We start from the raw sequence: 23,852 nt of genomic DNA on the forward strand, positions 1-23,852 counted from the left end.
AGCTATTATCAGGTCGCCTCTACGAGGCTCTGCAAAAATTATAATTTAGCTATTAACAGTTCGCTCCTATGGAGCTCCCTATTAATTTCTCAAAGGTTTTCCGTTTTGTAACATATACTGAATTCTCTCCAGTGTTTTTCTTTCGCCACAAAGCTGCAGGAAAGTTTCTCTTTCAAGATTCAATAAATACTGTTCGGTTACGACCGTTGGTTCGGAAAGATTTCCTCCGACCATTACGTTGGCTAACTTATCCGCAATTTTTTTGTCGTGTGCAGAGATATAATTTCCGGTTAACATCTGGTCTGTTCCTACGTAGAACATTCCCAATGCGTCTTTACCAAGAACTTTTACTTTCTGTTCGATTGGTTGAGTATACCCTTGTTCAGCCAATAATTTTGCTACTTTTTTAGCTTCTGCGATCTGTCTGTTTTTGCTTACGGAAACGATATCTTTTCCTTTTTCAAGAATTCCCATATCATAAGCTTCATAAGCAGAAGTAGCTACTTTACCCATGGCGATATTCATGAAAGCATCACGAAGTCTGTTGTTTTTAACATCATCGTTATGGAATTCTCTTGATGTTCTTAAGGTAAGCTCTTTCGTTCCGCCACCGCCGGGAATTACACCGACTCCGGTTTCAACCAATCCAATGTAAGTTTCTGCTGCTGCGACAACTCTGTCGGCATGCATGGTCATTTCGCAACCACCGCCAAGCGTCATTCCATGAGGAGCAACGACAACGGGAATAGAGGAGTAACGAACCCTCATCATAGATTTTTGGAAATAAGCGATCGCCATGTTCAAATCATCCCAATCCTGCTCAATAGCCATCATTAAAATCATCGCTAAATTTGCTCCAACAGAGAAATTCGTGCCTTGATTTCCGATTACTAATCCGTCATATTCTTTTTCAGCTAAATCAATAGCTCTGTTTAATCCATCTAAAACTTCGCCTCCCAAAGAATTCATTTTAGAACGGATTTCAAAGTTGATAATTCCGTCTCCAAGATCTTCAATCGAAGCTCCTGAATTACTCCAAAGCGTTTTATTTTTTCTGATATTATCTAAAATAATAAAAGCATCTTGTCCAGGAATTTTGTTGTATTCGCCTGAGTTTTTATCAACATAAATACTTTGCCCTTCTTCATTTACTTTATAGAAAGTCTCTACATTTTTAACCCAATCTGAAACTTCATAACCTGAATCTTTAGTCAATTCAATACCTTTTTGAACACCTACGGCATCCCAGATTTCAAACGGACCGTTTTCCCAACCGAAACCAGCTTTCATCGCATCATCGATCTTATAAATTTCATCAGAAATTTCAGGAACTTTGTGTGACACGTAAGCAAATAGTGAACCTAAAGATTTTCTGTATAATTCTGCGGCTTTATCTTTTCCACCAATTAAAATTTTAAATCTGTCAATCGGTTTATCGATAGTTTTTGTTAATTCTAAGGTCGGGAAAGAAGATTTTCCTTGAAGCTCATATTCTAGTGTATCAAGATTTAAGCTGTGAATTTCAGACTTTCCTTCAGCATTTTTCACTTTTTTATAGAAACCTTGCTCAGTTTTTGAACCTAACCATTTATTATCAACCATTTTCTGGATGTAATCTGGAAGGGCGAAAACATTATAGAAGTCATTTTTTTCAACTCCACTGTCACGAACACCGTTTGCCACCATCACCAAAGTATCCAAACCAACAACATCAGCGGTTCTGAACGTTGCAGATTTTGGACGACCAATTACCGGACCGGTTAATTTATCGACTTCAGAGATTGTCAAACCTAATTTTTGAACATTGTGAAGCAAATCCATCATGGAAAAAACTCCAATTCTGTTGGCGATAAATGCAGGAGTGTCTTTCGCTAAAACTGTTGTTTTACCTAAGAATTTTGCTCCGTAAGTCATATAGAAGTTAATAACTTCCGGAAGTGTATCGTTGGTAGGAATAATCTCTAAAAGAGGAAGATATCTCACAGGATTAAAGAAATGCGTTCCCGCAAAATACTGTTTGAAATCTTCGCTTCTTCCTTCTGTTAAAAGATGGATAGGAATTCCCGATGTATTAGAAGAAATCAATGTTCCGGGCTTCCTGAACTGTTCGATTTTTTCATAAACTGATTTTTTGATGTCAAGCCTTTCAACCACAACTTCAATAATCCAGTCTGTATTTTTTATTTTCTGTAAATCATCATCAAAATTTCCAACCTTAATTCTATCCGCAAATTTTGGGGAATAGAGCAGGGCCGGGCTTGCTTTTTTCAGTTTTTCAAAGTTTTCAGAAGCGATTCTGTTTCTTACCGCTTTATCATCTTTGGTCAAACCTTTTTTCTGTTCTGCTTCAGTAAGTTCAAAAGGTACGATATCCAACAACGAAACTTCTACACCAATATTGGCAAAGTGCGCCGCAATACCGCTTCCCATAATTCCTGAACCAAGAACCGTAACGTGTTTGATTCTTCTTTTCATTGATTTTATTGATTTGTTTATTATTTTCTGTTATTTAAATCAGTCGCGATTTTCATAATTTCATTCATGACTTCCTTAAAAGTTTCAAGCTTTTCGGGAGCAATTTTTTCCATGACTCTTTTGTTGAAATTGACAACAACTTCTTTTGAGAGATTCCTGGAACTCAATCCTTTATCGGTAAGCTTAATGATCACCTCTCTTTTGTCGGTAGTGGTTTTTTCCTTATAGATATATCCGTTGTCTTCGAGAAGCTTGATAATTCTTGTAAGTGAAGTGGGTTCGATGGCCATTTTTGGTCCCAGATTCGTACTTCTTGTTCCTTCTTTTGGGTCTATTTTCAGAAGAGTGAGAGCCTGAACAGCCGTAGAATCATGTTCCTGGGCCAATTCTGTGTACATTTTTGAAACAGCCAACCAGGTCTGCTTCAAAATTAAATCTACATTTTCTATTTTGTCTTTATTATTATCCATCATTTTTTGTTGCAATGGTTTTACCCAAATTTAGTAAATATTATGCATGCATAACATATTTTAAAGTTAAAATTTGTTAATACACTGACAATAAATAGGTTAAATTATATGACAAGCATAATACTATGCATGCATAGTATGTGAGATTAATAATGAAAATATGGTATTAGTAAATGGTTTTAACTAAATTAACGATTTCTTCGAAAGATTCACATTGCTGTTTCATGGAGTCATTGGAAATAACCCAAAAGTTGTCTTGAAAATCAAAATGTAAGGAAGAAAGATCTTTTTGGAAGTTTTTTTGGAGCAAAGAATAGAGCATTTCCTTATAAAAATCCGGAGCATTGATTTTTGGAGCAACAAAATTTTCATTGACTTCAAATAGTGAAGGATTAATTAATTCATCATGTTGAAGCAGGATATCCTCAACAATTCCGGAATATAAATGACCGTTTTTCACATACCAAATTTTATCCGCAAATTCCTTTGCAAGACGCCAATCGTGGGAAGAAAAAAGGATTAATTTATTTTGTTCTTTGGCTAATTTCCGAAGTGTTTTAAGAATAATAATTTTATTTTTTTCATCTAAATGAGTTGTTGGCTCATCTAAAATAATAATAGGAGAGTTCTGTGTCAGAGCGCGGCCAATAAAGGCTTTTTGAAGGTTCCCATCTGAAAGATTTCTCAATAAGGTATGCTTGTATTGATCTAAATCCAGTTCTTTAATAATATCCGAAACTTCTTCTCTGTCTTCTTTTTTAAGCTCAAAATAAAAAGGATAATGAATATATTTTCCCAGCGAAATAAGATCCTCAACCGTATAATTCTGCGGAATAATCGACTTTGAGAAAACAACAGCAATATTTTCGGCAATTTCTTTTACGGAAAGATTTTTTATATTCTTATTATTAATAGAAATTTCTCCACTCAATAAAGGAGTTTGATGTAGAATTGATTTTATTAACGTTGTTTTTCCCACACCGTTGTTGCCTATCAATAAGCATACTTCTCCTAAATTCAAGCTTGTGTTTGCATTTAAAATTAAGGTTTTGTTGTAGCCGATGTTTGCTTTGTTTACTTCTAGGTGCATTTTTTATTTTTCCGCAAAAATGTAAAGTTTGTTTTACAAAAATAGTGTTTTAAGCGTAAAAAAATCAACGCAGTAATTTTCTGTTTTTAATCAATCTTTTTACAGATAACCAGATATAAAAAAGAAGCCACCTCACGAGTGAGGTAGCTTCAACAAGATTACTTCAAAATTTTAGGATTAATTAGCCGGTGCTACATTAACAGTAAGTGTAGTGGTCTTACCTCCAAAATTAATTACAAAAGTAGCGACCCCAGAACCAGAAGGTATTCCCATTATTGATACGACTATACGACCACTCTTAGAAAGTCTACCTCCAGTAATTCTTGCTGTAAGCCCTGTAACTCCCACAGATTCGATATAACATACTGGATATGCAGCTCCATTACCCCCGGTGTAAGGAATAGTCGTTAACATAGCGTAATATTCATCGTCTATAGCAGGTCTAAGTCTTGCACTACCTAGGGATAATACAGAAGGCTCTGATGATTGTACAGGAGATACTTTTTCTACCGCATGAGTTGATGGATTTTGTTTAAGACCTTCTGCATTTGAAGGTAAACTAAGAAGCATTAAAAAAAGTGCTCCGCTTGCTTTTAAAATGTTTTTGTTCATAGTGTATAAAATTTAAATACACTGCTTAGTCGGAGACATCTCATAATCCTTACACTTTTTTTCACAATTATTATTCTAATCTCTGTAAAGTGCTAATAATCAATTTAATAATTTTAATAAATCGTTTAAGCTATTAAAATAAAAATAGCTTTTCATAAAAGTAAATGGTAGTAATATTTATATTTTATTCTCTTTCAACAGCATCATCAATATCACAGGAATTCCAAAGATTGAGCTTATCACATTCAATGGGATCTGCGTTTTTTCAGCAATGATGGAGAAAAAAAGCATGATCAACATCCCCAAAAACATATTCAAAATCCATTGTTGCCAAAGTTTTGCGGGATTATAAATCAATCTGCAAAAATGGGGAACAATAATGCCTATAAATAAAATCGGCCCTAAGAATGCCGTAACTGAAGCGGAAAGCAGGGAAGAAGCAACGATAATCAATATCTTTAAATGCTGCAGGTTTACACCCAGACTTTGAGCATAAGAAGCTCCTAATGAGTTTCCAATTAAAGGTTTTATACTTTTAAAACAAATGAATGATCCTATTAAAACTAATATCGACAAAACAACAATCTGATTTCTCGTCACCATATTATTAGCCCCAAAAGACCACAAAATATAATTTTTTAAGCTTTGATTTTCTGCGTAAAACTGAAGAAGGGAAACAACAGCTCCCGCAAAAGCCGAAACCAAAAATCCGAAGATGATTAAATACGTTTTATCCTGAAATTTTCTCGACATCGACAATAAAACTAACATTAAAAGTAAGCTTCCGGCAATCGAAGATAAACTTAGAAAACTGTTTTGAAGAAATTCCGGGAGGTCAATATTGTAAGAAAAAAAAATGTAAAAAGCCACCGAAAGGCTCGCTACAGAAGTAATTCCGAGAATATCCGGCCCAGCCAGCGGATTCTGAAAATATTCCTGCATCAGGAAACCCGAAGTAGGAATTGAAATTCCCGCCAAAAGCATTACCAATACACGGTTTACGCGAATTTCAGCAATCTGGCTGTTTGAAGAATCCTGGAAAAAATCGGATACATTTAAACTTAAAAATCCTGTGTTCAGATTAATAACCGCCATGAAAATAATTGCGATTAATAAAAGCAAACACAGGATTTTAAATTGAGTTGACATTATCTAGTGAGTCTGTAAACTTATTGTAAGAAAGAAGCGATTTTTGAATCCAGCTCTTCTTTAGATATCATCTGGGTAATCTCTTCCGTTTTGCTTCCTTTTCTTAAAAGCGTGAAAGGAATTGTCTGTCCAGACCATTGTTTAAAGTTGGATGCGAAAAAGTTTTGATCAAGCTTGTTTCCATCTACGAAAATGGTATTCGCAGTAATTCCGTTTTGATCTGTGAAATCCTTTACTTTTGTATTCCAAACTGCTTTTTCATCCAAATTAATGAATGTAAATTTTACAGGTTTATCCTTTAATTCATTCATTTTATTCTTAAAATCAGGGATTTCCTTGATGCAAGGCCCACACCATGTTGCAAAAAAATTGGTAACATATAATGTGTCATCTTTTTTTGCTAAAATTTTGTTGACTTCATCAATTGAGCTTTCCTTCGCGAATGAAGCATTTGCCGGAGATTCCGTATTTTCTGCTGTTGAAATGGAGTCTGTAACCGCAGTTTCATCAGTTTTCTGACCTTCTTTTTTACAACTTGCCACTGCAAACAGGACAAGCGTGGATAAAATTATCTTCTTCATAAATTATTTTTTATCTATTTTTGAATTTGAAGTATGGAACAACAAATCTATAAAGGGAAACTGACGCAGTTTCATTGGCTAAAAATAACGAAAAAGGAAGAACTGACCAAAAATACTTTTTCTCTGGAATTTGAAATTCCTGAGAATCTGAAAGAGAATTTCAAATTTGAAGCGGGTCAGTTTGTAAGTATAAAATTTCAATCTCATGGTAAAGATGTCATTAATGATTACTCGATGACTTCGGCGCCTTACGAGAAAAAAATTGCATTAGGAATAAAGATAAATTCTCCTGATGGAGAGACTTCACAATTATTCAAAAACTATAATACCGGTGACAAATTATTGGTAAGCGAACCCAGCGGCAGGTTTACTTTGGTTTCAAAACCGAGCGAATTCAGGACGATTGTGGGTTTTGCAGCAGGAATCGGAATCACACCGATTTTAAGCCATTTTAAAAATATTCTTCATAGCGAATCAAGAACGAGGATGTTTTTATTCTTTGGAAATAAAACAAGAGAGGATTTAATTTATAGAGAACAATTAGATAATCTTGCGAGGACTTGTGGAGAAAGGCTTCAGATTTTTTATTTTTTTTCCCAGGAAAAAACGTCAAACAGTTTTTTTCACGGAAGATTAGATGATAAAAAATTAAGTTTAATTATTAATCAAATTCTACATTTAGACGATACTGATGAAGAATCTACTATTTGGGATGCTGTAGACGAAGTTTTAATCTGCGGAAAAGGAGATATGATTAAAACTCTTGCCAACGCATGTTACCATCATGGCATTCCGAAGAAAAATATTCACTTTGAGCTTTTTGAAGAATATAATGACGATATTTACCCTATTGAAAAAGAATTTCCGTTGATAGAAAATGTGGAAGTAGAGTTCAAAATGTTAGGAAAACAATATCAAACTGAGCTTCCTGATAATAAAGAAAAGATACTTCAGCAGTTATTAATTCAGAAATTTCAGGTTCCTTATTCTTGTAAATCAGGAATCTGTGGCAGCTGTGAATGTATTTTGGAAGAAGGCGAGGTTGAACTGCTGGAAAATGAATATTTAACGGAAAAAGAAGAGGAAAAAGGACATATTTTAGCCTGTATGTCAATTGCGAAAAGCAAAAAAATAAAACTTAATTTTGATCTTACTTGAGAATTGTCAAAAACATATTTAACCTGATTATCATATCAATAGAAATAGGGATTCTATTGATATGTCTTGCTAATGCATGGGTTTTTGCTTTGACAGACGGAAGAACATATACTAAAATCTCAAAAATTCCGCCCCGGGAAATTGCGCTTGTTTTAGGAACTTCGCCTAAGATGAGATCGGGCCAGTCTAATCCTTATTTTACGAAAAGGATGGACGCCACAGCGCTGCTTTATCATCATGGAAAAATCAAACAGATTATTGTAAGCGGTGAAAAAAGCAGGGGATACGACGAGCCTGCCGCTATGAAAAACTATCTGGTTTATCAGGAAGGTGTGCCGGAAGATATCATCATTGAAGACCCGAAGGGTTTTAACACCTACAAAAGCATTTTGCGTTGTAAAGATATTTATAAAAAAGATAATATTATCATTGTTTCACAGGGTTTCCACAACCTTCGCGCCTTGCTTTTTGCCAGGAATAATAGTATGAATGCTCTGGGTTTTGATGCACAGGATGTGAATAAGCCGGAAAGCTACTACAGGAACCAGTTTCGGGAGATTCTCGCAAGAACGGTTGCTGTAGTATATTTTGCACTGGGAATTTCTCCGGATTAGAAAGGATAACCGAATGCGATATTCAATGTAGGCTTGAAAGGCTGGAAATATTTTAATCTCCATCTGTCGCCTTCCGGCTTGTTCGGGTCATATATTTTATACGCCAAATCCAGTCTTAATGTGATATAGGCTACATTAACCCTCAACCCGAATCCACTTCCTATACCTACTTGTTTGAAGAATTTATTAAACTTAAATTCATCCCCATATCCGTCATTATAATTTTTGAGGCTCCATGTATTACCGATATCAGTAAATAATGCCCCTTCATACATATCATTGAAAGGAACCCGCAATTCTATATTTGTTGTAAGCTTCACATTGTCTGTGATATATGTACGAACCCTCTCATCTACCTGAGAATCTGCCGGACCCAATCCGCCAAAAGCCACCCAAGCCCTGATATCATTGGAACCTCCATTAAAATAAGACCTGATAACAGGCATGCTTTCAGAGTTTCCGTACGGAATCCCGACTCCTACGAACTGACGAAGAACAAGGGTATTTCTATTAAATTTAAAATACTTTCTTACATCAAAATCAAACTTCACAAACTGAGCATAAGGAATACCGAAGATGGTCTTTGCTGCACCGGTTACAATTCCTCCGTCATTTCTTTTTTGATTGAAAATGCTGAATATATTTCCGGCTAATTCCACTTTTCCATTAAAATAAAAGGCATTAGGATAATCTTTTTTTCCAATTTCATTATAAACAAAATTATAAATCATGGAAGAAATTAAAACATCCTCGGTTTGCCTGTCTTTATTTACTAAAGTACCAATGAATGCATTGTAAAGGTTGTCATATTCAGGGCCTAAATTCTCCTGATAAGTAAGATCATCCGTAATTTGCTCTGAAACCTGATCTCTTGTAAGTTGGCCTGAGTTGTATTTTGCAGCAACATCAGGATGAGATTGGAAATAATTTTCGAAAACTTCATCCAAAACCTCTCTGTCATTTACAAAATAATCATAATATGCATCCTTATTTTTGGTTAAACTCAACTGTGTATTAAAAATTGTCAGCCTGTGAGAAACCTTATCATTAACTGTTGCCAGATAATTTAAACCTGTATTGAAATTCACCCTTCCCAATCCAATATTATTCTGAACCGAGGCCCCTAAAACAATAGATGAAGTAGGGCTGTATCTTTTAGGTAGTAATTTATAATAATCGAATGGCAGCAATAATCTTGGAAAATTAAGGGATGCCTGAGCAGATAATTCATAGGCTAAAACCCTCTTGCTTATATCTTTTGGGCTTCTTATGGAACCAAAAGTTCCGGAAAGACTCGTGGAAAGGTTTTCTGCGCCGCCAAAGATATTCCTTGTTGTAAGATCAATCGAAGGTGAAACTCCCAGATTTAAAAGTTGGGAATAATTAATATCTGTTCCTACTTTTAGCTCATACTTAGGAAGTGGCTTCAAAATATACATTACATCAATAATACTGTCATTAGGAGATGTTCCGCCACCACGTCTTAAAGAATCCCTTGCTTTGAGGATACTAAAGTTATTCATTGACAGTAGATTCCTTTTTGTAAGATCAAATTTTTTCTGATCATAAACCTGTTTACTGCCAACCGTGATTGCTCTCCAGATCGCACGGTTATTATATTGATTTGTGGTTTTGTGAAACCTGATTCCCCTTAAGCTATCTTTCGTTGTATTTTTTGGGAAATCATTCATTTCATCAACAATAGCCACATCTATATTTCCGACGGTTGCTATTTTGTATGGCGTATCCAGAGAATCTCTGTGAATTTCTAACGTCAGAGGAACCTGTTTTCTGCTTTTAATAGAATCGGCAACGAAATATATTTCGTCTCCAAGGCTGTTAAATTTATAATATCCATATTCCCTCATCAGATCATTAATTCTTGTAACTTCTTTTTCAAGCACCGTCTGATCGAGAATCTGCCCTTGCTTTATCAACGTCTCATGAAGCTTTTGCTGATAAATATTTTTTACGTTTGGATCTGTAATATTATAATAATATTCTTTGATATAAGTAGGATCTTTGTGAGTGATAAAATAAGTGACCGCAGCTTTTTTAGCCGCAGAATCAAGATCATGCTTGAATTTCACTTCTGCATCCCAATAACCGCGATAGGTAAGCCTTTTTTCAATAGACTGAGCACCTTTTTCCGTTTTTGTCTGATCCAGAATTACAGGAGCAGAACCCCAACTGTGATACAATCTGTCGAAAAACAAGCTTTTCCCGATACTGCTTTTCATGTCGTATTTTACGAAAAGAGAGTCTCTTAATTTCTGATCTCTCAATTCATTAGGATAAGTCATGTATTCATTGAGAAGGGTATCATATTTTGGATTTGCGGCATTGTACAGCCACAAACTTAAGGGCATAAAAAGAATTTGCCTTTTGTTTGGCTTTTGCTGAACATAGCTTTTCAGCTCACCGTCGAAAGGTTCTTTTTTATCTTCAAACTCAAAATTATTTTTTACAAGCAGATATTCACCATCAGGAACTTTTTTAGTCGTGCTGCAAGCATACAATAGACCAACAAATGTTGCAAATGAGATAATTTTATAATATTTTTGAGGAGAATTCTTATAATGCTTACAGCTCATACAATAAAAATTTTACAGTCTTTAGATAAAAAGAAGTTCAGACAAAAATACAATTTGTTTTTGGTTGAAGGTAATAAAATCATTTGTGAACTTTTTAATTCTAACTTTAAAATTAAAGAAATATTCTCTACCGATCCGCAAAAATTGGACCGTACTGATATACCTGTTACCCATATCTCTGAAAATGAGTTAAAAAAAATTAGTTTTCTTCAAAATCCGAAAGATTCTGTGGCGGTTTGCTACCTGGAAACTGAAGAACAATTTGAAGATCAGAATATTCAGCTGGTACTTGATGGGATCCAGGATCCGGGTAATTTAGGGACAATAATCAGACTGGCAGACTGGTTCGGAATTGAGCAGATTATCTGTAGTGAAGATACGGTTGATTTTTATAATCCGAAGGTGATTATGGCAAGTATGGGATCTTTTACAAGGGTAAATCTCGTTTATACAAATTTAGTTGAATACCTTTCAAATACAGAAAATGTAAATATCGGGACGGATATGGAAGGGGAAAATATTTATACTTTTAAAAAGCCTGAGAAAATCAATTTGATTCTGGGTAATGAGGGCAACGGAATGCGTCCGGAAACAGAAAAGCTCCTTCGAAAGAGCATTAGCATCCCAAGATTCGGGAAATCGCAGTCCACAGAAAGCCTGAATGTTTCTATGGCGGCGGGAATTATTCTGGGGCAACTGTTTTCAGATAGAAATTAGATATTAGAAGTTAGAAGTTAGAAGTTAGTTTTACGCAATATATTAAACTAATTTCTAACTTCTAGTTTCTAGCCTCTAAATAAGCTGTTCCATACTGGAAACACTTTTATTTTTCTGATAATTTTCAAGTTTTTTTCTTACGAATTTCAAAGCAATAGGAGCGAGGTAAATCAATGCGGCACCCAGGATTTTTTTCTTCCAGCTGGAACTTGTTAAGTTTTTCTTGGCATAATTTCCTACAAATGCTGTAATAGCCAGCTTTATAAGTGCATCACCTGCCCCTCCTTTAAAGGCTGAGCTTGCGATCCCCATTGCTGTATTCTTGCTGATGAACGCATCTTTAATTTCGGATGTGATCTGTTTTGCGATAACGTCTTTTCTGAGAACAACCTTTTCATCACCGTCATCATCTACTTTTTCCTGCAGATACTGATCTGTCAAACCGTTGGTGAATGCACTCAAACTTTCTTTTGTATTCTTAAACGTAAGAAGATTTTCCAAATCGTTGATTTCAGTTTTCAACAGTTTTTTCTTTCTTCTTAGTTCTTCTAAGCTCTCATACTCTCTGCCCATAGTTTAATAATTTAAAAATTTAATAACCTGATCTGCTACATAATTTACGATTTTCTTTTTAAAAATAATAATAACAATCATTATTAAAAGATAAAAAGCCGCAACAATAAGGAATCCATAGGAATATTCGCCCAATGCTTTTCCTATAAGGAATGCGATTCCGAAATTGAACAGAATAATAAAAAAACCAAAGGCAACCAGTAATACGACGAAATAAGTGATCATTCCGGCAGAAAGAGAAGACTTTTCAGTGGCTTCAATTTTAAGAAGATCTATCCTTTTGGAAGCATATTCTTTTATAGTTTCAATCATCGTTTTTTTTTAAAAAGTTACAAAAAAAGGAACTTTTACGTATAAAGTCCCTTCTCATAATTTACCTAAAAGAATAAATTATTTATTATTTTAGATCATTCAGCTCTGATTCTACATTTTTTACTACGTCTGCAGTTTTAGAAACAATCTGATCTTTGTATTTGTCATATCCGTCTTTTACCGTATGTGCTACATTACTTGCTGTTTCTTTGAATGTAGAAGAAATATTACCATATTGATCTTTTACTTTTTCAGAAACTTCTCCGTATTTGTTTTTAGCCTGATCTTTAAGATCGTTGGCTTTAGTTTTTATCTTCTTCCTTGTTTCCTTACCTTCTTCCGGAGCATAAAGCATTCCTAAAATTACACCTGCTGCAGCACCTGCAAGAAGTCCTGCCAAAATACCCGCTGTATTGTTTTTTTTAGACATTTTTTGTTTTTTTAATAGTTAAAATAATATTAGTTTTTACAGTATTAAAGCGTACAATTAACATACCAAAAGGGGAGAATGACTATTAAAAAATGTTAAATCTTTTTGATGTGAGATAAAATACTTTCGATAGTTTCATGTTTCGTGAGATGGGTGTTATCAATTACTACAGCATCTTCGGCTTGCTTCAAGGGGGCTATTTCCCTCTCACTGTCGATCTTATCGCGTTCTATAAGGTTTTCTTTCACCTGCTTTTCATCAGCTTCAATTCCTAAAGTGATAAGCTCTTTATAGCGTCTTTTTGTGCGTTCGTCAATGCTTGCTGTCAGGAAAAATTTGTAGTCCGCATTTGGCAGAACTACTGTCCCTATGTCACGTCCGTCCATAATGATGCCACCTTTTTCTGCCAAAGAACGCTGAGACTGGAGTAAAAAATCCCTTACTTCTTTCTGTTTGGCAACGAAGCTTACATTATCAGAAACTTCATTGGTCCTGATAGCTTTTGAAATATCAATATGATTAAGAAAAAGAATCAACTCGCCATGATCATTTTTAAACTCAAGCTCAATCTGATCGAATGAAGAAAACAGCTCATCAAGGTTAATAGAACCATCATCATTAAGGCAGTTCTGAAGCGCAAACCAGGTTACTCCTCTGTAAAGCGCACCTGTATCCAGATGAATAAGCCCCAGCTTTTCGGCGATGACTTTAGATATTGAGCTTTTTCCGGTAGACGAGTACCCGTCGATAGCAATTACAGGTTTTTTCATACTGCAAATTTCAAGAATTTTTCTTAAAAATCAAGAAACCCTAAGAGATTTTCTTAAGGTTTCTTTTTTATTTTAAATTAACTTATTTAAATATAAGACAAAAGTGCTGTTTATATTTAAAGCTAAATTATTATGGTTTAAATTAATATCCGGCGTGGCTTGTAAGGTCAACAGAAATACCGATCTGATTGACGTTCGAAGAATTGTGATACCTCACATGAGCATAATCAATCCTGAATCTTGAAAGCTTGATCCCAAATCCACCGGAAAGCCCTGAAAAGTTTCTCTGATCTGCCACGGCAAGCTCGTTTCCTCTTTTTACATTATATCCCAATCTAATATTAAAGCTTTTCTCCGGAAACAATTCTGCACCGATAGAGAAGTGGTCGGCAATTTTTCTACCTGCATTTACTTCCTGTCCGTTTACATTATATTGAGAAGAAATATTAAATTCCTGCAAATCGTGAGCGGTAATGGTAATGGCCAAAGGAATTGCTTTTAAAATTCTCGTATAGCCTAAATCTATTCTAAAAGGAAGGTTCTCCCTTGTCCCGTTGAAAGTTTTGAACTGATACCCGAAATTCCTCAGGATCACAGAAGCCGTTTCTTTATTTTTCTTATTGTGATACGTTACCCCTAAATTTCCGGCGATGGCAGAAGATGTGTAATTGTCGATTTTTGAAGTGATGAAATTAATTCCACCACCAATCGTCCAGTCTTCTTCAAACTGATAGGCATATCCGGCTCCGATGGCTACATCAGAAGCTTTGAATGTTCCGTTCTCAAAACCGCTGTCATCCGTTCTGGGAATATCACCGTAGCTCATATATCGGGCATTGACGGTGGCCATATGACCGTTATCAAAATCTTTTGCGTAAGCGATAGTACCGTATTTGGAATCAGCTAGATAGGCTGTTGCATTCACGGAAAGCTGGTTATCAGAATCTTTATTCAGCAAAGATGGGTTTGCAATGGCAAAGGAAACATCATGATCTCTAATTGAAATTGCATCTCCACCCAAAGCAGCCTGTCTTGCAGATACAGGAAGGTTCAAAAACGGAAAAACATTTGTTCCTGTTTGTGCATAAGAAACAATTCCTGATAGAAATAATGAAAAAATGACAATTTTCTTCAATTCAGTTGATTATTAATGCAAAAATAATCCTTTTTCGTACTTTTCAAAATATTTCTTACATTATTTATGTTTAAATATTTGAGTTTTGTGAAAACAGCCTATTTATATGAGTTTTATTTAATGAAATTGTCTTGGCTTTTATTGTTTTCAGGAGTCTTGACAAGGCTAGTTAATCGAATAAACGCCTGCAATCCTAGCCCCGATTGAAGCGACATCCTTTTTGGTTGCGGGTGGAGCGAAGCGGAACCCGTAACCAAAAAGATACAGCGGAAAGCGGGAAAAAGCTCTAAAAAATAAATTATGCCCGAGATTGAGTTAATAAATTTCCTTTAAAGAATAGCATACAACAGAACATTTAAAAATTTAATCCAGAATTAAAAATCAACATTATTAATGATTATATTTGCAAAGTCAAATTTTTGACAAACGTACTAACTAAAGTTTATTTAAAAATAAAAATGAAATATAAAAGAATCCTTCTAAAACTTAGTGGTGAAGCCTTAATGGGGAACAGACAATATGGTATTGACAATGAAAGGCTACAGGAATACGCAGCTGAGATCAAAAAAGTAGTTGATAAAGGCTGTGAAATCGCCATTGTAATTGGAGGAGGAAATATTTTCCGTGGCGTTGCTGGTGCAGCAAAAGGGATGGACAGAGTGCAGGGAGATTACATGGGAATGCTTGCAACGGTAATCAACGGAATGGCACTTCAGGGTGCTTTGGAAGATGCGGGGATCAAAACGAGGCTTCAGTCTGCCATCGAAATGGATAAAGTAGCTGAACCTTTCATTAAAAGAAGAGCCGTGAGACACCTTGAAAAGGGCAGAGTAGTGATCTTCGGGGCAGGAACGGGAAATCCATATTTCACAACGGATACTGCTGCAACTTTAAGAGCTATTGAAATTGGTGCCGATGTTATTTTAAAGGGAACCAGAGTAGACGGAATCTACGACAGCGACCCGGAAAAAAATGCAGACGCCGTAAAATATAATTCATTATCTTTCGACGAAGTTTATGCTAAAAACCTGAAAGTAATGGATATGACAGCATTTACCTTAAGCCATGAAAACAAATTACCTATTATCGTTTTTGATATGAATAAAGAAGGTAATCTGGAGAAAATTGTAGATGGAGAAAATGTTGGTACTTTAGTTGATTTGTAACATGTGATTTAAAAATTTAAATTATTTAAAGATTTAAATATAAATTACTCATTACCAATTGCTTATTACTCATAAAAAATATGTAACCTATCAAATTTTAATTATATAATGGAAGAATTAGATCTTATATTAGAATCTGTAAAACAGGACATGGATGCGGCTGTGAAGCATTTGGAACATGCTTTTCAAAGAATCAGGGCAGGACGTGCTTCTACAAATATGGTTCAGGATGTAATGGTAGAATATTACGGAGCAATGACTCCCATCAACCAGGTTGCAAACGTTTCTGTGCCGGATGCCATGACGATTTCTATTCAACCTTGGGACAGAACAGCAATTAATGCTATTGAAAAAGCGATCATCAATTCAAACTTAGGTTTTGCACCTTCAAATAACGGGGAAAACATTATCCTTAATGTACCGCCATTAACGGAGGAGAGAAGAAGAGATCTTGCAAAACAGGCTAAGGCTGAAACCGAGCAAACTAAAATTGTAGTAAGAACTGCAAGACAGGACGGCCTGAAAGAATTGAAAAAATTAGAAGGTGTTTCTGAAGACGTGATAAAAGGTCTAGAAGAAGAGATCCAAACCCTTACGGATAAATTCATCAAACTTTGCGATGACCATTTAAAAACTAAAGAAGCTGAAATTATGAAAGTATAATTTTTTCAGTTTGAAAATATAAAAAAAGCGACTCTGTTTTAGGAGCCGCTTTTCTTTTTATAAGCACTGATTAATTTTGCCTTTTTTATCTTTATTTTTGATGATGGATTGGTAGGTTTTCATCAATTTGTCAGTATCACATTTTATTTCCTTGTCTTCTATTTTATTTGGATCAGGGTTGTTTCCTGCAGATCTTATTGAGTATTTTTTCTCAAAACACTGGGTAGGTTTATTGTTTGCAAGATAGATTCTGCTTTCCGTAATATCATCCTTTGTTTCAGAATTTCCATCCGCTTTCTTTGGAGCATTTTCATCAAAATTCCATGAGGTATCCTGTTTGTGAATAAAGTACACGTTTTCTTTATCAACAAAATATTGTGTAACGGATGAAAAATGACTGTATTCCGAATAAACGTTTTTTACAGCTTTAAGATTTTTGTCCTGATAATAGAAAACTACCTGGCCTCCCATGCCGTCTTCACAAACATAATTAAAATATGTAGAATCCAGTTTTTTTGATGCCAAAAGAGCGCTCATCTTAGAGTATTCTTTTTTAATGCTATCAACGGTTTTAGAATTTCCCGAAGCATTTTGGGTTGTGAGGCTATCTTGAGAAGGCAAATTCTCAACGTTTTTATTTTCTTGCTTTTTACACGAAATAATTGAGACTAAGCTCAGGATAATAATTGTATTTCTCATTTAATGTTTTTTTGTATTCCGGTATATACAAAAAGTATGCAAATAAAAGAAGACCCGGGAAAATCCGGGTCTTATATTAGGTTTTAAATCTTTAAGTTAATAATTTAAATTAAAAATTATTGATACCTCTTATGTTCTTTTGTCTTAACAAACAACTTGGTAACCGGCTTGAAAAGCGCTTTATACTTTTCAGCATCGAATAACTGGGAATCCGTAAGAGCCTTATATGTCATCCAAACCCCAAAAGGAAAGAGTACCATATTAGGAATCCAGGCTGCTAAATATGGATTAATTTTCCCGGACCACGCCATGTTTTCCGTACCTACATTGATAACGTAGAAAATAATGAAAATTACGATTGCAATGATTACAGGAAGCCCCATTCCGCCTTTTCTGATGATCGATCCTAGACTCGCCCCAATCAGGAAGAAAATGATACAGGTAAATGAATAAGTCACAATCCTTTGCTGATAAATCACCACCTTACCATAATATTTTACTCCGGGATTAATCTCGTTATTTTTAGCCTCCAACGTATTTTTCAGGTTGTCTAACCGGTTGTAGGCATTATAAATCATTTCTAATTTCTTATCGCTTTTTACCGTGTCCAGTTTTAGCTGCTGCTTTGGTTTTGCTTTGGCTTTATTCGTGGCCGCATCCATGTAGCCAATCACAGAATTGGTCTGACTCAGCACATCATTATTAACGTTCGTATAGAATTTATCGTTGTCTTTTTTGGTTTTACTGATCGTTGTATTCAGTTCATTGAACGTCTGGAAACGGTAATCGTCCGTAATCCTTTCTTCTTCAATAGCCTTATTAATGATTTCACTTACATCAAAATGTGAAACTAAAGTGTCAAATTTTATCGCCTGATCCGGTTGTTTCAATCGAACATTTTCGGGTTTTCCGGCAAAATTATCTTCGTAAACATATCCGTTATAAAGCACCAGTTTCAGATAATTTTTGTTGGCAGCAGGAATGAATTTTCCTTTTTCTGCCACAATAGACTGCTGATTTTCATAACTGCTGGCTTTCTTGTGCACAAAAACGCCATCAATATTTTCGCCATTTTCACCATAAATTTTATCAAATTTCACCATATATCCGGGAATCTGATCGATAAACTGACCCGGTGTAAAGTTCAGGGCCGGTTTTGTCTGGGCAATATTAAAAAGCATGTTTTTTGCCTTTCTCTGGAAATCCGGAATGATATTGTTGGAAAAGAAATAGAGCATGACTGACATGATCGCCGTGACCCCCAACAAAGGAAGCATCACCCTGGTCAATGAAATTCCGGCCGCCTTCATTGCCGCAAGCTCGTATCTTTCCCCAAATTCCCCAAAGGACATGATACTGGCCAAAAGAATGGTAAGCGGTAAAACCATACTGATAACACTTACTCCAAGATAAAAAAGGAGCTTCATGATTTGCCAGTAGCTTAATCCTTTCCCCATAAACTGCCCAAGCTGAACCCAGATAATGTTTACAATAAAAATGAAAAACAATACACTGAATATGAAAAAAAAGGGCCCGAAGAAGGTTTTTATGATGTATCGGTCTAGTATCTTTAACATTCGCCAAAATTAATCAAAAAGCCACAAAGTTTTCTTTGCAGCTCTTATATTTTATGAAATTTTTATAATAATCTTCCGCCAAACGGCTAATCAGTGCTTAGAGTTCTGTGATCAGGTAATTCTTATATTTATTCTTATCAAAAACAAACATATTCGATTCAAGATCCTGATTTTCTTTATAATCCTTAATAGCAATTACTGCAACATCCTTATTATTTCCGTGCTGTTCCAGCTTTACCATTTGTTTTTTTACAGAATCTACAAAAAGGTAAACATATTTTATCCCATTAGACTTTATTGGAGTCAGTTTGATGAAATCTGCATTTACACCGTTTACGGATTTTTTACCATTGTATGTCACATTATAATCATTTCTGTAATTAGAAAGATAGTTGATAGGGGAGAACATGGAGCTGCTTCCGTTGGGTTTGGCAACCGTCACTTCCATATCTTCCGTATTGATATTGTAGATTTTATTTCCGTCGAAAATCTGCTCGGTTTCCATGATTTTCAACTTATATTTGTCTCCTGCAGCATAGTAAATTCCCGGCTCGGTTTTGTTTACCTGCCCGTTTACTCCGGTTCCGAAGGAAAATTTAAAATAGGTATTCTTTTTAGAATTGTAGTTTGCTGTAATATCATCTAATATTTTCTTAGCCTTCGCATCAATTTTCTGAGCGCTTGCCAATCCTACTGTTCCTACAACAAATCCGCTTAGTATAACTTTTGAAATAATATTTCTCATTTTATTTTATAATCTTTAATCTTTAGACATTTTCAAGATTTAAAAGTTAAATCAACATCTGATTTTCCTTTTATTTACGCAGGTCTTCCAAAAACTGTTCCAAAGAATGAAGGTCGCTGATCAGAACTTCTCTCGCTTTTGCACCATTAAATCCGCCCACAATTCCGCTTGCTTCCAATTGATCCATAATTCTGCCGGCTCTGTTATAGCCTAATTTTAATTGTCTCTGCAGCATCGAAGTAGAACCCTGTTGAGTAGAAACGATAATTCTTGCAGCCTCTTCAAACAAAGCATCTTTCTCATTCGGATCAAAGGTCCCCACAGTACTTGTGCCTTCTTCAGAAACATATTCAGGAAGAAGAAATGCCGATGAATATCCTTTTTGTTCACCGATGAATTCTGCCAATCTTTCCACTTCTGGTGTATCTACGAAAGCACATTGAAGCCTTAAAATTTCATTTCCGTTAAAATAAAGCATATCCCCCTTACCAATCAGCTGATCCGCTCCCGGAGAATCCAGAATCGTCCTGGAATCCACACTGGAAATTACCCTGAATGCTGCTCTTGCAGGGAAGTTTGCTTTAATCATCCCTGTAATTACGTTTACGGAAGGCCTTTGAGTGGCAACAATAAGGTGAATACCTACCGCTCTGGCTAATTGTGCTAATCTCGCAATCGGTAACTCAACTTCTTTTCCGGCAGTCATGATCAAATCCGCAAACTCGTCAACCACCAAAACGATGTATGGCAAATAACGGTGTCCGTTTTCCGGGTTTAATTTTCTTTCCGTGAATTTTTTATTGTATTCCTTTAAGTTTTTACAGAAAGCATTTTTAAGCAGATCATATCTCTGATCCATTTCTACGCAAAGAGAATTCAGCGTATTGATCACTTTATTAGTATCCGTGATAATTGCATCATCAGAATCCGGAAGTTTTGCAAGATAATGTCTTTCAATTTTTGAATATAAAGAAAGTTCCACTTTTTTAGGGTCCACCATCACGAATTTCAGCTCGCTTGGATGTTTCTTATAAAGAAGCGAAGTCAGAATTGCGTTGATACCAACCGATTTACCCTGACCTGTTGCACCCGCCATCAGTAAGTGAGGCATTTTTGACAGATCCGCCATGAAAATTTCGTTGGAAATCGTCTTCCCGAAAACCACCGGAAGATCCATATCCGTATTCTGGAATTTTTGTGAAGCAATCACAGAACGCATAGAAACCATCGTAGGATTTTTTCTCGGAACCTCAATTCCGATCGTACCTTTTCCGGGCATCGGAGCAATAATCCTGATTCCCAAAGCCGAAAGATTCAACGCGATATCGTCCTGCAGTTTTTTGATAGCCGCCACCCTGATTCCTGCCTCAGGAACAATTTCGTATAAAGTTACTGTTGGGCCTATTGTCGCTTTAATTTCTGCAATTCCTACATTAAAGTTTTTCAGTAACCCGACAATTTTATTTTTATTTTCTTCTAATTCTTCCTTATTAATAGAAATTTCTTCGTTTCCGTAATCCGTTAAAAGTTCAACGGTAGGCATCTGGAAATTAGGCAGATCCAATTTGTGGTCATAAAGACCGTGTTTTTCAACTAATTCCTGAGATTTTCTGTCTGTATCATCCAAAATGTCCACCACAGGCGCAACTTCTACATTAAACTTAATATTTTCCTGTGAATTATTGGCAGGTTTGCTGTCAAAAGCCTGTTCAGGACTTAAAGTAGGAACACTCGGCTTAGTATTAAGATTTAAATTCAGGGACTGTGAAAAGTCGTTTTTATTATCTTCTTCAAACGAAGTATGGTTTGGGGTAATGATAGGGTCTAAATTAGTAGAAACCGGAACTTCAGGAAATCCTTTCGGAATGCTCACATGTTCTGGTTCTGTCATTACGACTGGCTTTTCAACAACTTCCGTTACCGTAATTTTTGATGGTGTTTCTTCTGTTTTTTCCGCTTCTTCGATCAATTCTTCGTCTGCTTCAAAATTTTCAGAACTTGGCATCATAGATTTTACTCTTCCGATTGTATTCTCATTAATATCGTTAAGTTTTGACTTAATAGAGCTCGGGCGGAGATTAAATTCCAAAATAAAATATAAAGCAATACTCGCCACCAAAACCAGCCAAAGACCCACCGTTCCTATTATTGCATTAAGAGAATCCATGATCTGATATCCGTAAACACCACTCAAAACACCTTGTCCTTTTGTAATGGCGCCAAACAAAATAGGAAGCCAGCAAATGAAAAATAATGAGTGTCCAATGGTTTTCCAAGGCTTGAATATTTTCTTTTTTAAAATAATCGTCCCAAAAACCAGAAACAAAAAGGCGATGATAAATGAAGCCACCCCAATGCTCTCGAAAATGAAAAGATTCCCGAGCCAGTCGCCAAGTTTACCAAAGAGGTTTGAAGATTGTATACTCTTGTCAAGCATCGTTCCTGCCTGGCTTTGATCCGCCTTCCAATTCATTAAGTATGAGACAAATGAAAAAGTAAGAACTACGGAAAAAAGTATAAAAGTAAGCCCGGAAAATACCCGCGGCTTAGATAAAAATTTGCCTTTTTCAGGCGATTCCTGTTGTTTGTTTTGTGTGTTTTTATCCATAATATCAATGAGGCAAATTTAATGTTTTTTCGACATTAAACGAATGCTTTTTTGTTAAAAGCAATTTTAATTTTCCTTTGAATTCTAAAGAAAATTTTCTGTTTGATTTTAATTTTTGATTGATTAAAAATATTTAAAATAAAGCAAATCCAGTTAAAAAATATGATCTATTTTAATTTGATAATGTTGCGGAGATTATAACATACTAATATGAAAGAAAAAATTAATCAGATTTCATTTTTTGAACTAGTTCAAAGGTCAGGAATTTCCGGACATCTAATTTTGTCCTATAAATTTTAAAGAAAAAATTATGAAAAATATTGTAAGAAACACATTGATTTTAAGTTTAACATTAATCTCATTATTAACAATTAACGCACAAAAAAGAAACATGGAAAATACAGCATTATTAATTATCGATGTACAAAATGATTATTTCAAAGGAGGAGCCATGACATTGTCAGGAGCAGAAGAAGCGGCAAAAAAAGCACAGCAAGTGTTGGAGTTTTTCAGAAAAAACAATCTGCCGGTGGTTCATATTAAGCATCTGGCAACAAATGAAGGAGCAACTTTCTTCCTTCCCGACACAAAAGGTGCGGAAATCAATTCTTTAGTCGCTCCTAAAAATGAAGAAAAAATAATCATAAAGCATTATCCTAACAGTTTCAGAGAAACAGACCTTCTGGAATATTTACAGTCAAAAGGAATCAAAAATCTTGTGATTACAGGCATGATGACGGACGTTTGTGTAGAATCCACTACCAGAGCAGCTTTCGATTTTGGTTTCAACAACCTGATTATCGGAGACGCTACAGCAACCAGAGACAGGGATCTGAACGGTAAAGTTGTAAAAGCAGAAGAAGTTCAAAGGTCGTTTTTAGCAGGAATTTCAGCACTGGGAGGTCTTTACGCCAAAATTGCCAATGCAAGGGATTTCATAAAATAATTGCAGTCACTTTAAAGCTAGATGTAATAAAGGTATCAATATAATTGGTATCTTTATTTTGCTTAAATATAAATGATGTTTGATTTACTTTATAAAAATATTTCCAGGCACATCCACCTTTCCGAGGAAGAATTCCAGCAATTTTCCGTTCCTTTTACATTAAAAGAATACAAGAAGAAAGAAATTGTCCTTAAAGAAGGTGAGCATTGCCTTTTCGAAGGTTTTGTTCTGGAAGGCTGCTTTAAAGTATATTTCCTGAACGAGGACGGTCTTGAGCAAACACTGTATTTTGCCGTAAAAGAATGGTGGATTACCGATCTGGACAGTCTTATCAACAATGTTCCCAGCACTTTAAATATCGAAGCTCTGGAAGACAGCAAGGTACTCATGATCTCCAGGAAAGATAAAGAGAATTTGTATGAAACTATGCCGCAGACAGAAAAGCTTTTCCGGATTATGAATCAAAAATCTTCAGCAGCTTTACAAAGAAGAATTCTTTCTTTAATGAGTAAAACAGCAGATAAGCGTTATCTCGATTTCCTCGAAAAATATCCTACACTTGAGCAACGGATCACGCAACAGCAGGTTGCAGCCTATTTGGGAATTTCACATGAATTTTTAAGTAAAATCAGGAAGAAAACAACCCTGAAAAAATAACCGGATGTCTAACGGGTTATTTATAAATTAAATGTGATTTTATTTAATTTTTCATAATAACAATTTAATTATTAAGAATGTTTCAAAATAACGCAAATCCGCTCTAAAGTG

The 23,852-nt window shown here is 35.3% G+C and carries 23 protein-coding genes; 7 read left to right on the top strand and 16 right to left on the bottom strand.

Annotated elements, in window-relative coordinates; translation table 11 throughout:
* Positions 1 to 81 precede the first annotated feature (81 nt).
* The 6 genes from ATE47_RS06795 to ATE47_RS06820 form a co-directional block, all read right to left on the bottom strand.
* Entirely contained in the window at positions 82 to 2,475 is a 2,394-nt protein-coding gene (locus tag ATE47_RS06795) for a 3-hydroxyacyl-CoA dehydrogenase/enoyl-CoA hydratase family protein (protein WP_062161254.1), read from the bottom strand.
* A gap of 20 nt (positions 2,476 to 2,495) precedes the next feature.
* Positions 2,496 to 2,945 carry a MarR family winged helix-turn-helix transcriptional regulator gene (locus ATE47_RS06800; protein WP_062163475.1) on the bottom strand — a complete coding sequence of 150 codons (450 nt, stop codon included), beginning with the start codon at positions 2,943 to 2,945 and terminating at the stop codon, positions 2,496 to 2,498.
* Between the two features lie 166 nt (positions 2,946 to 3,111).
* On the bottom strand, positions 3,112 to 4,035 hold the full coding sequence (locus ATE47_RS06805) for an ABC transporter ATP-binding protein (RefSeq protein WP_062161255.1): 924 nt from the start codon (positions 4,033 to 4,035) through the stop codon (positions 3,112 to 3,114).
* Between the two features lie 177 nt (positions 4,036 to 4,212).
* Complete coding sequence (locus ATE47_RS06810) at positions 4,213 to 4,647, bottom strand: hypothetical protein (RefSeq protein ID WP_062161256.1); 435 nt, start codon at positions 4,645 to 4,647, stop codon at positions 4,213 to 4,215.
* A gap of 177 nt (positions 4,648 to 4,824) precedes the next feature.
* A complete protein-coding gene (locus ATE47_RS06815; RefSeq protein WP_062161257.1) occupies positions 4,825 to 5,796 on the bottom strand; it encodes a FecCD family ABC transporter permease in 972 nt (323 codons plus the stop codon).
* Between the two features lie 20 nt (positions 5,797 to 5,816).
* Complete coding sequence (locus tag ATE47_RS06820) at positions 5,817 to 6,377, bottom strand: TlpA family protein disulfide reductase (RefSeq protein WP_062161258.1); 561 nt, start codon at positions 6,375 to 6,377, stop codon at positions 5,817 to 5,819.
* A gap of 33 nt (positions 6,378 to 6,410) precedes the next feature.
* On the opposite strand from ATE47_RS06820, the gene ATE47_RS06825 reads away from it, so the two are divergent.
* The gene (locus ATE47_RS06825) at positions 6,411 to 7,535 is read left to right on the top strand and encodes a flavin reductase family protein (RefSeq protein ID WP_062161259.1); all 1,125 of its coding nucleotides are present in this window, start codon (positions 6,411 to 6,413) and stop codon (positions 7,533 to 7,535) included.
* On the top strand, positions 7,532 to 8,149 hold the full coding sequence (locus ATE47_RS06830) for a SanA/YdcF family protein (RefSeq protein ID WP_062161260.1): 618 nt from the start codon (positions 7,532 to 7,534) through the stop codon (positions 8,147 to 8,149). The genes ATE47_RS06825 and ATE47_RS06830 overlap by 4 nt, the downstream gene beginning before the upstream one ends.
* Here the strand turns inward: ATE47_RS06830 and tamL are convergent.
* Complete coding sequence (gene tamL / locus ATE47_RS06835; RefSeq protein WP_082632520.1) at positions 8,146 to 10,743, bottom strand: translocation and assembly module lipoprotein TamL; 2,598 nt, start codon at positions 10,741 to 10,743, stop codon at positions 8,146 to 8,148. The two genes, ATE47_RS06830 and tamL, sit on opposite strands and share 4 nt — an antisense overlap.
* Here tamL and ATE47_RS06840 point away from each other — a divergent pair.
* On the top strand, positions 10,729 to 11,460 hold the full coding sequence (locus ATE47_RS06840; RefSeq protein ID WP_062161261.1) for a TrmH family RNA methyltransferase: 732 nt from the start codon (positions 10,729 to 10,731) through the stop codon (positions 11,458 to 11,460). The genes tamL and ATE47_RS06840 overlap by 15 nt on opposite strands.
* Positions 11,461 to 11,535: 75 nt before the next feature.
* Here the strand turns inward: ATE47_RS06840 and ATE47_RS06845 are convergent, their stop codons facing one another.
* The 5 genes from ATE47_RS06845 to porQ form a co-directional block, all read right to left on the bottom strand.
* Positions 11,536 to 12,033 carry a hypothetical protein gene (locus ATE47_RS06845; protein WP_062161262.1) on the bottom strand — a complete coding sequence of 166 codons (498 nt, stop codon included), beginning with the start codon at positions 12,031 to 12,033 and terminating at the stop codon, positions 11,536 to 11,538.
* 3 nt (positions 12,034 to 12,036) lie between these two features.
* Positions 12,037 to 12,345 (bottom strand): phage holin family protein, encoded by a 309-nt coding sequence (locus ATE47_RS06850; RefSeq protein ID WP_062161263.1) that lies wholly within the window; start codon positions 12,343 to 12,345, stop codon positions 12,037 to 12,039.
* Between the two features lie 85 nt (positions 12,346 to 12,430).
* A complete protein-coding gene (locus tag ATE47_RS06855; RefSeq protein ID WP_062161264.1) occupies positions 12,431 to 12,775 on the bottom strand; it encodes a YtxH domain-containing protein in 345 nt (114 codons plus the stop codon).
* Between the two features lie 95 nt (positions 12,776 to 12,870).
* Positions 12,871 to 13,545: a (d)CMP kinase gene (cmk, locus tag ATE47_RS06860; RefSeq protein ID WP_062161265.1), complete on the bottom strand. Its 675-nt coding sequence runs from the start codon at positions 13,543 to 13,545 to the stop codon at positions 12,871 to 12,873.
* A gap of 142 nt (positions 13,546 to 13,687) precedes the next feature.
* The gene (gene porQ, locus ATE47_RS06865; RefSeq protein ID WP_062161266.1) at positions 13,688 to 14,680 is read right to left on the bottom strand and encodes a type IX secretion system protein PorQ; all 993 of its coding nucleotides are present in this window, start codon (positions 14,678 to 14,680) and stop codon (positions 13,688 to 13,690) included.
* 458 nt (positions 14,681 to 15,138) lie between these two features.
* On the opposite strand from porQ, the gene pyrH reads away from it, so the two are divergent.
* Entirely contained in the window at positions 15,139 to 15,846 is a 708-nt protein-coding gene (gene pyrH, locus ATE47_RS06870) for a UMP kinase (RefSeq protein ID WP_062161267.1), read from the top strand.
* A gap of 108 nt (positions 15,847 to 15,954) precedes the next feature.
* Entirely contained in the window at positions 15,955 to 16,509 is a 555-nt protein-coding gene (gene frr, locus ATE47_RS06875; RefSeq protein WP_062161268.1) for a ribosome recycling factor, read from the top strand.
* A 57-nt stretch (positions 16,510 to 16,566) separates the two neighbouring features.
* Here the strand turns inward: frr and ATE47_RS06880 are convergent, their stop codons facing one another.
* The 4 genes from ATE47_RS06880 to ATE47_RS06895 form a co-directional block, all read right to left on the bottom strand.
* Positions 16,567 to 17,208 (bottom strand): hypothetical protein, encoded by a 642-nt coding sequence (locus ATE47_RS06880; RefSeq protein ID WP_062161269.1) that lies wholly within the window; start codon positions 17,206 to 17,208, stop codon positions 16,567 to 16,569.
* 116 nt (positions 17,209 to 17,324) lie between these two features.
* Positions 17,325 to 18,785 carry an LptF/LptG family permease gene (locus tag ATE47_RS06885; protein WP_062161270.1) on the bottom strand — a complete coding sequence of 487 codons (1,461 nt, stop codon included), beginning with the start codon at positions 18,783 to 18,785 and terminating at the stop codon, positions 17,325 to 17,327.
* Between the two features lie 97 nt (positions 18,786 to 18,882).
* Positions 18,883 to 19,530, bottom strand: a complete 648-nt coding sequence (locus ATE47_RS06890; RefSeq protein ID WP_062161271.1) for a LolA family protein — start codon at positions 19,528 to 19,530, stop codon at positions 18,883 to 18,885.
* Positions 19,531 to 19,600: 70 nt separating this feature from the next.
* Positions 19,601 to 22,138 (bottom strand): FtsK/SpoIIIE family DNA translocase, encoded by a 2,538-nt coding sequence (locus ATE47_RS06895; protein WP_062161272.1) that lies wholly within the window; start codon positions 22,136 to 22,138, stop codon positions 19,601 to 19,603.
* Positions 22,139 to 22,448: 310 nt separating this feature from the next.
* Between ATE47_RS06895 and ATE47_RS06900 the strand changes: the two genes are divergently transcribed.
* Together ATE47_RS06900 and ATE47_RS06905 are read left to right on the top strand one after the other, a co-directional pair.
* Positions 22,449 to 23,084, top strand: a complete 636-nt coding sequence (locus tag ATE47_RS06900; protein ID WP_082632522.1) for a cysteine hydrolase family protein — start codon at positions 22,449 to 22,451, stop codon at positions 23,082 to 23,084.
* A gap of 75 nt (positions 23,085 to 23,159) precedes the next feature.
* The gene (locus ATE47_RS06905; RefSeq protein WP_062161273.1) at positions 23,160 to 23,741 is read left to right on the top strand and encodes a Crp/Fnr family transcriptional regulator; all 582 of its coding nucleotides are present in this window, start codon (positions 23,160 to 23,162) and stop codon (positions 23,739 to 23,741) included.
* The last annotated feature ends 111 nt before the right edge of the window (positions 23,742 to 23,852 follow it).

Origin of the sequence: Chryseobacterium sp. IHB B 17019, from assembly GCF_001456155.1 — a bacterium.
Classification (GTDB): domain Bacteria; phylum Bacteroidota; class Bacteroidia; order Flavobacteriales; family Weeksellaceae; genus Chryseobacterium.

Bases quoted from the DNA above. Each gene is read 5' to 3' on its own strand.
- ATE47_RS06795 (WP_062161254.1), bottom strand. From the start codon at position 2,475: ATGAAAAGAAGAATCAAACACGTTACGGTTCTTGGTTCAGGAATTATG.
- ATE47_RS06800 (WP_062163475.1), bottom strand. From the start codon at position 2,945: ATGGATAATAATAAAGACAAAATAGAAAATGTAGATTTAATTTTGAAG.
- ATE47_RS06805 (WP_062161255.1), bottom strand. From the start codon at position 4,035: ATGCACCTAGAAGTAAACAAAGCAAACATCGGCTACAACAAAACCTTA.
- ATE47_RS06810 (WP_062161256.1), bottom strand. From the start codon at position 4,647: ATGAACAAAAACATTTTAAAAGCAAGCGGAGCACTTTTTTTAATGCTT.
- ATE47_RS06815 (WP_062161257.1), bottom strand. From the start codon at position 5,796: ATGTCAACTCAATTTAAAATCCTGTGTTTGCTTTTATTAATCGCAATT.
- ATE47_RS06820 (WP_062161258.1), bottom strand. From the start codon at position 6,377: ATGAAGAAGATAATTTTATCCACGCTTGTCCTGTTTGCAGTGGCAAGT.
- ATE47_RS06825 (WP_062161259.1), top strand. From the start codon at position 6,411: ATGGAACAACAAATCTATAAAGGGAAACTGACGCAGTTTCATTGGCTA.
- ATE47_RS06840 (WP_062161261.1), top strand. From the start codon at position 10,729: ATGCTTACAGCTCATACAATAAAAATTTTACAGTCTTTAGATAAAAAG.
- tamL (WP_082632520.1), bottom strand. From the start codon at position 10,743: ATGAGCTGTAAGCATTATAAGAATTCTCCTCAAAAATATTATAAAATT.
- ATE47_RS06845 (WP_062161262.1), bottom strand. From the start codon at position 12,033: ATGGGCAGAGAGTATGAGAGCTTAGAAGAACTAAGAAGAAAGAAAAAA.
- ATE47_RS06850 (WP_062161263.1), bottom strand. From the start codon at position 12,345: ATGATTGAAACTATAAAAGAATATGCTTCCAAAAGGATAGATCTTCTT.
- ATE47_RS06855 (WP_062161264.1), bottom strand. From the start codon at position 12,775: ATGTCTAAAAAAAACAATACAGCGGGTATTTTGGCAGGACTTCTTGCA.
- cmk (WP_062161265.1), bottom strand. From the start codon at position 13,545: ATGAAAAAACCTGTAATTGCTATCGACGGGTACTCGTCTACCGGAAAA.
- pyrH (WP_062161267.1), top strand. From the start codon at position 15,139: ATGAAATATAAAAGAATCCTTCTAAAACTTAGTGGTGAAGCCTTAATG.
- frr (WP_062161268.1), top strand. From the start codon at position 15,955: ATGGAAGAATTAGATCTTATATTAGAATCTGTAAAACAGGACATGGAT.
- ATE47_RS06880 (WP_062161269.1), bottom strand. From the start codon at position 17,208: ATGAGAAATACAATTATTATCCTGAGCTTAGTCTCAATTATTTCGTGT.
- ATE47_RS06885 (WP_062161270.1), bottom strand. From the start codon at position 18,785: ATGTTAAAGATACTAGACCGATACATCATAAAAACCTTCTTCGGGCCC.
- ATE47_RS06890 (WP_062161271.1), bottom strand. From the start codon at position 19,530: ATGAGAAATATTATTTCAAAAGTTATACTAAGCGGATTTGTTGTAGGA.
- ATE47_RS06895 (WP_062161272.1), bottom strand. From the start codon at position 22,138: ATGGATAAAAACACACAAAACAAACAACAGGAATCGCCTGAAAAAGGC.
- ATE47_RS06900 (WP_082632522.1), top strand. From the start codon at position 22,449: ATGAAAAATATTGTAAGAAACACATTGATTTTAAGTTTAACATTAATC.
- ATE47_RS06905 (WP_062161273.1), top strand. From the start codon at position 23,160: ATGTTTGATTTACTTTATAAAAATATTTCCAGGCACATCCACCTTTCC.